General features: G+C 71.0%; 3 protein-coding genes and 1 pseudogene. 3 read left to right on the top strand and 1 reads right to left on the bottom strand.

The features are described 5' to 3' along the window. The coding region (locus tag AC1D15_RS14125; RefSeq protein ID WP_477826479.1) for a hypothetical protein at window positions 1-263 on the bottom strand (263 nt) is incomplete at its 3' end. 166 nt (window positions 264-429) lie between these two features. Here AC1D15_RS14125 and AC1D15_RS14120 point away from each other — a divergent pair. From AC1D15_RS14120 to AC1D15_RS14110, 3 genes and pseudogenes are all read left to right on the top strand, one after another. Beyond that, window positions 430-1,614, top strand: a complete 1,185-nt coding sequence (locus AC1D15_RS14120; RefSeq protein ID WP_477826478.1) for a vWA domain-containing protein — start codon at window positions 430-432, stop codon at window positions 1,612-1,614. 2 nt (window positions 1,615-1,616) lie between these two features. Next, window positions 1,617-3,482 (top strand): autotransporter assembly complex protein TamA, encoded by a 1,866-nt coding sequence (locus AC1D15_RS14115; RefSeq protein WP_477826477.1) that lies wholly within the window; start codon window positions 1,617-1,619, stop codon window positions 3,480-3,482. Between the two features lie 7 nt (window positions 3,483-3,489). Continuing rightward, a pseudogene (locus AC1D15_RS14110) lies at window positions 3,490-6,460 on the top strand (AsmA family protein); the annotation flags it as partial.

Genomic DNA, 6,460 nt, shown 5'->3' with positions numbered 1-6,460 from the left:
CCCAGCGTCTCGGTCGTGCTGGTCTCGACCCGCGAGCGCAGCTGGCTCGGGCCCACGTCGGTCGGATTCGCGCGCGGTGTCTCGACGCGCCAGTCGATGCGCTCGCCGCCGCAGCGCCGCAACAGCAGCGCCTCGCGGTCGGCCGGGCCGGCGTCGGCGAACGGATCCGCGCGGCACGGCACCGGCGGCGCCGCCCCAGCGTCAGCAGCGGCCCCCACCATCAGCATCGTCATCAGGAAGCACTTGCGCGCCGGAAACTTCATGTCACAAGCAGAGGCATGGATGTCAGCCGGAACATCATGCAAGAAGCCCCCGTAGGACAACCGGAATGCCGCACCGCAACAATGGGGTATGCGCACGAGGACGGTGCGCGCAGACGAAGTCACAATACGCCGTAGTTTCATCGCGGTACGCCGCGCCCAGCCCGCCATGCTGACCAACTTCTTCTTCACCCTGCGCGCCGCCAAGCTGAAGGTCTCCGTCAAGGAATACCTGACGCTGCTCGAAGCACTGCAAGCCGGCGTGATCGACGACGAAGGCGGCCCGAGCGTCGACAAGTTCTACCTGCTCGCCCGCACCACGCTCGTCAAGGACGAGGCCAACTTCGACAAGTTCGACCGCGCCTTCGCCGCCTACTTCAAGGGCGTCGAGCTGCTCACCGACTTCACGCAGGACATCCCGCTCGACTGGCTGCAGAAGAAGCTCGAGCTCGAACTCAGCCCCGAGGACAAGGCCGCGATCGAGAAGATGGGCTGGGACGAGCTGATGGAGACGCTCAAGAAGCGCTTCGAGGAACAGAAGGAACGCCACGAAGGCGGCAACCGCATGATCGGCACCGGCGGCACCAGCCCGTTCGGCGCCTACGGCTACAACCCGCAAGGCATCCGCATCGGGCAGGACAAGTCCCGCAACAAGAGCGCCGTGAAGGTCTGGGACCAGCGCCAGTTCAAGGACTACGACGACTCGCTCGAACTCGGCACCCGCAACATCAAGGTCGCGCTGCGCCGCCTGCGCCGCTTCGCCCGCGAAGGCTCCGACGAGGAACTCGACCTCGACGACACCATCCGCTCGACCGCCGCCAACGCCGGCTACCTCGACATCAAGATGGTCCCCGAGCGCCACAACAAGGTGAAGGTGCTGCTGCTGATGGACGTCGGCGGCACGATGGACGAACACATCCACCGCGTCGAAGAGGTGTTCAGCGCCGCCAAGGCCGAGTTCAAGCACCTGGAGTTCTACTACTTCCACAACTGCGTCTACGACTTCATGTGGAAGAACAACCGCCGCCGCTACAGCGAGAAATTCTCCACCTGGGACGTGATCCGCAAGTACAACAAGGACTACAAGCTGATCTTCGTCGGCGACGCGACGATGAGCCCCTACGAGATCCTGCAGCCCGGCGGCAGCGTCGAATACAACAACGAGGAGGCCGGCGCCGAATGGCTGCAGCGCCTCACGCATGCCTTCCCCAAATTCGCGTGGATCAACCCCGAGCCGCAAGGCGTCTGGGGCTACCGCCAGAGCATCTCGATCGTCGCCCAGCTGATGAACCAGCGCATGTTTCCGCTCACGCTGCAAGGCCTCGAAGGTGCCATGCGGCTGCTGAGCAAATGAGGGTGCCCGCACCGCCCCTGCTGGCCGCCGGGCTCGCGCTGTCGATCTCGCTGTCGGGCTGCGCGATCTTCAAGCCCGGCAGCGACGACGGCAGCAAGCCCGAATCTCCCCCGGCCGCCGCTGCTGCACCGGCGGCGGCCGCGTCCGCTCCGGCCTTCGTCGCCTACCGGCTCGAGATCGAGGCCCCCGACGACCTGAAGGCCCTGCTCACCACCTACCTCGACCTCGGCCGCTTCCAGTCGTCGACGCAGGAAGGCATCACCCGTGCCGAGCTCGACCGCCTCGCCGCGGCCGCGCCGGCCCAGGCCAGGACGCTGGTCGAGACCGAGGGCTACTTCAACGCCGAAGCCACCGTCGAGCGCAGCGAGACGCCCGAAGGCCTGCCGGTCATCAAGCTGGTGCTGCAGGTCGGTCCGCGCACCCGCGTCGACCACTGGGACCTGCAGATCGAAGGCGAGCTGAAGAAGGGCCTCGATGCCAAGGATCCGGCCGCGCGCGAGACCTTCGACCGCCTCGAGGACCAGTGGCCGCTGAAGCTCGGCCGCCCGTTCCGCCAGGGCCTGTGGGGCGAGGCGAAGAACGAGACCGTGGCCCGGCTGCGCGCCGACGGCTACCCGGCCGCGCAATGGAAGAGCACCGAGGCACGCGTCGACGCGTCGACGCAGAAGGCCAGCATCACCGCGGTGCTCGACAGCGGCCCGCTGTTCCACCTCGGCGAGCTCCGCATCGAAGGCCTGCAGCGCTACGACGAAGGCGCGATCCGCAACCTCGCCGACTTCGGCCCCGGCACGCCCTACACCGAGAAGCGCATCCTCGATTTCCAGGAACGCCTGGGCAAGCTCGGGCTGTTCGAGGGCGTCTCGGTCGAGATCGATCCCGATCCGGCGGTTGCCGCGGCGACGCCGGTGACGGTGCGGGTGCGCGAGCAGACGCTGCAGCAGGCCACCTTCGGCATCGGCTACAGCGACAACACCGGCGGGCGCTTCACCTTCGAGCACCGGCACCGCCGGCCGTTCGGCTTCAACGCGCAACTGCACAACAAGTTCGAACTCGGCCGCGACCTGCGCTCGTGGGACGCCGACCTCACGTCGAACCCGACCGACGGCCAGTACCGCAACCTGATCGCCACCAGCATCTCGCGGCTCGACTCGGCCGGCGCGATCACGCTGAACTCGCGCGTGCGGGTCGGCCGCTCGCTCGACACCGAGCACATCGAGCGGCTGATCTTCGTCGAGGTGCTCGACTCGAAGCTCACCAACGACACCGCCGAGCAGGACAGCCGCGCCGTCTCGCAGAACTACAACTGGGTCTGGCGCGACGTCGACAGCATCCTGCTGCCCACCAAGGGCCTGACCGCCTCGATCCAGGCGGCCGGCGGCTATGCCATCAACAACTTCGCCAGCAACGGCCCGTTCGGCCGCACCTACGGCCGCCTGACCGGCTACTGGCCGCTCGGCCAGCGCTGGTACGGCCAGGCGCGGGTCGAGGCCGGCGGCGTGTTCGCGAAACCCGATGTCGGCATCCCGGATGCGCTGCTGTTCCGCGCCGGCGGCGACGACTCGGTGCGCGGCTACGCCTACCGCTCGCTGGGTGTGATCAAGGATGGCGAGCTCTACGGCGGCCGCTTCCTGCTGACCAGCAGCATCGAACTGGCCCGCCCGATCTCGCCGCGCATGCCCTCGCTGTGGTGGGCGGTGTTCGCCGACGGCGGCAACGCGTCCGACACCTGGGGCCACGTGAACTCGGTCTACGGCTACGGCGTCGGCCTGCGCTGGCGCAGCCCGGTCGGGCCGCTGCGCATCGACTATGCGCACGGCCAGGCGGTCGACGAGAACCGCCTCCATTTGAGCGTCGGCATCGCCTTCTAGAACTCGCATGAGCGACGACACCGAAGCCACGCCCCCCGCCAAACCGCTGCGCCGACGCCGCTGGTGGGTCGCGCTGCTGATCATCGGCTTCGTGCTGCTGATCGTGCTGCCGGCCGCGCTGGTCGGCACCGCGCTGTGGGCGGCCGGCAGCGAGAGCGGCACCGCGTGGCTGCTCGGCAACGTCGCACGCTCGCTGCCGTTGCTGCAGGTCAGCGAGCCACGCGGTTCGCTGGTCGGCGATTTCAGCGCGAAGCAGGTCGTCGTCGTGCTCGGCGAACACGACCGCATCGTGATCGACGCGCTGCGCTGGCGCGGCCTCTCGCTGTCGTTCACGCCCTACCCGCGTTCGTGGGCGGCGGTGCATGCCGATGCGATGTCGGCCGAGCGCGTCACGGTGCAGATCGGCCCCAGCGATCCGAATGCCAAGCCGTCGGGTCTGCCGAGTTCGCTGCGCTCGCCGGTCGAGGTGTACGTCGACCAGCTGACGGTCGGCACGCTGCTGGTGCCGGGGCTGGAGGCGCATCCGTTGCGCGAGATCGCCGCCAAGGTCGCGCTGGGCGCCGAGCGCGGCGCGCTGCACCGTGTCAGCGGTGTCTCGCTGCGGCTCGATGCGCTGCAGGTCACCGGCCGCGCGCAGATCGGCGCCGACGGCGACATGCCGCTCGAGCTGCAGCTGGCCGGCGTGCAGGGCAGCGGCAGCGAGGCGGCCCTGCCGACGCTGCCGGCCTGGGCGAAATCGCTGCGCAACGACTGGCATGCCGGCCTGTCGGCGAAGGGCCCGCTCGCGCGCTTCAATGCCAAGGCCGCGTTGCGCGCGCAAGGGCAGTCGCTGGACGCCACCGCCACCGTCGCGCCGTGGGACAGCTGGCCGCTGCCGCAGGTCGATGCCAGCACGCAGGCGCTCGACCTGTCGGCCCTGCTGACCAGCGCGCCCGTCACCGCGCTGAGCGGCACGGTCTCGATCGCCCCCACCGATGCGAAGGCCGGCCAGGGCGGCCTCGCCGCGCGCGGCACGCTGCGCAACGACACCCCCGGCCGCTGGGACCAGCAGCGCCTGCCGCTGCGCCAGCTGAGCTTCGACGTGCGCGGACGCGCCGACCAGCCGCGGCAGTTCGAGCTCGCTGCGTTCGAAGCGGTGCTCGCCGGCACCGCCAAGCCGGCCGGCAGCGTCAGCGGCACCGGCCGCGTCGACGGCGGCAACTTCGAGCTGAACGCGACGCTCGACAAGATCGCGCCGTCCGAGCTCGACCCGAACCTGCCGGCGATGACGCTCGGCGGCCCCGTCACCCTGTCCGGCCAGACCCACCCGCCGCTGCCCGACGGCAGCGCACAGCCGCCGAGCTTCAAGGCGCTGGTCGACCTGAAGGGCCAGCTGCTGCAGCCGGCGCGCGCGGTGCAGCTGAAGGTGGATGCGCAAGGCGATGAGCGGCACATCGAGCTGCGCGAGTTGCGCGCCTCCGCCGGCGCGGCACAGGCCAGCCTGAGCGGCAGCGCCGAGCGCGGTGCGGCTCAGTGGCAGGCCAAGGCGAAAGGCGCGCTGGTCGATTTCGATCCTGYGGCCTGGTTTCCCGGGCCGCCCGAATCGAGCTGGCACCTCGGGCCGCACCGGCTGAACGTGAAGGGCGAGCTGGCCGTGACGGTGCCCGACAGCGTGACCGCCCCGGCCCCGCGCGGTGCGACGCTGCTCGACCGCCTGGCCGCGCTGCGCGGCGACATCAGCGCGGTGATCGGCGACAGCGTGCTGGCCGGCGTGCCGCTGCGGGGCGACCTCGCGCTGCACCACCCGAGCGCCGGCGCGCCGTTCGCCGCCAGCGTGAAACTCGACGCCGGCGGCAACGCGCTGAACGCCGAAGGCACGCTCGCCACCGATGCGCGCGGCGCGGCCGATCGCTGGCATGTCGATGCCCGCGCGCCGGTGCTGGCGCGCCTGCAGCCGCTGCTGAAGCTGCTGCCCGGCGCACAGGCCTCCGGCCTGCTCGAAGGCCTGAACGGCAGCTTCAACGGCGAGGCCGAGCTGACCGGCCGCTGGCCCGACGTGAAGACGCAGGGCCAGGGCAAGCTCGCGACGCTGCGCGCCGGCCCGCTGGCGGTCGGCCGGGCCGACCTGCGCTGGCAGGCCGGCAGCAGCGCCGATGCGCCGCTGGAGCTCAGCGCCGACATCGCCCAGGGCGCCTGGCGCGGCCAGGGCCTCGACAGCAGCCGGCTGCAGTTGCAGGGCACGGCCCGCTCGCACACGCTGAACTGGCGCAGCGAGCTGAAGGCCCTGCCGCCGGCCTGGGTCGACAGCGTGCAGCCGCCACCCGCTGCGCGAGCGGCCAGCGCGCCTGCGGCGACTCGCCCCGTCGCTGCAGCATCTGCTGCGGCCTCCGCGGCAGCCAGCGCCCCGCCCGCGGCTGCAGCGGCCGCCTYGGCCCCCTCTCCCGCCACCGGCCGCACGCTGGTGCTCGTGACCGCCCGCGGCAGCCTCACCGGCGCGCCGTTCGACGGCACGTCACCGCGACCTTCCATCGGCAACACCGCCGGCAAGCCGCCGACCCCGCTGAACTGGAAGGGCACGCTGCAGCAGGCCGAGGTGCGCAGCAGCCAGCCCGGCAGCACGCCGTGGCTGCTGGCGCAGAACGTCGATGTCGAGGTGCAGGCGGGCGACGCGCCGTCGGTCAACGTATCGGCCGGCCGCGCCGACATCCTCGGCGCCGGGCTGCGCTGGGACGCCATCCGCTGGCAGGCCGGCCAGGGCGTGCAGACGCAGCAGCTCGACGTGCAGGCCGAACTGCAGCCGGTCGCGATCGCACCGCTGCTGCGCCGGCTGCAGCCGGATTTCGGCTGGGGCGGCGACCTGCAGATCGGCGGCAGGATCGTCGTGCACCAGGCGGCCGAGTTCAGCGCCGACATCGTGCTCGAGCGCGTGCGCGGCGATCTCTCGGTGACCGACGAAACCGGCACGCAGCCGCTCGGCCTGACCGACCTGCGGCTCGGCC

It is taken from the genome of Rhizobacter sp. P2_H2 (assembly GCF_056403375.1).
The sequence above is the reverse complement of the archived record's forward strand: the minus strand, read 5'-3'. Positions and strand labels throughout refer to the sequence as shown.

Bases quoted from the DNA above. Each gene is read 5' to 3' on its own strand.
- AC1D15_RS14120 (WP_477826478.1), top strand. From the start codon at position 430: ATGCTGACCAACTTCTTCTTCACCCTGCGCGCCGCCAAGCTGAAGGTC.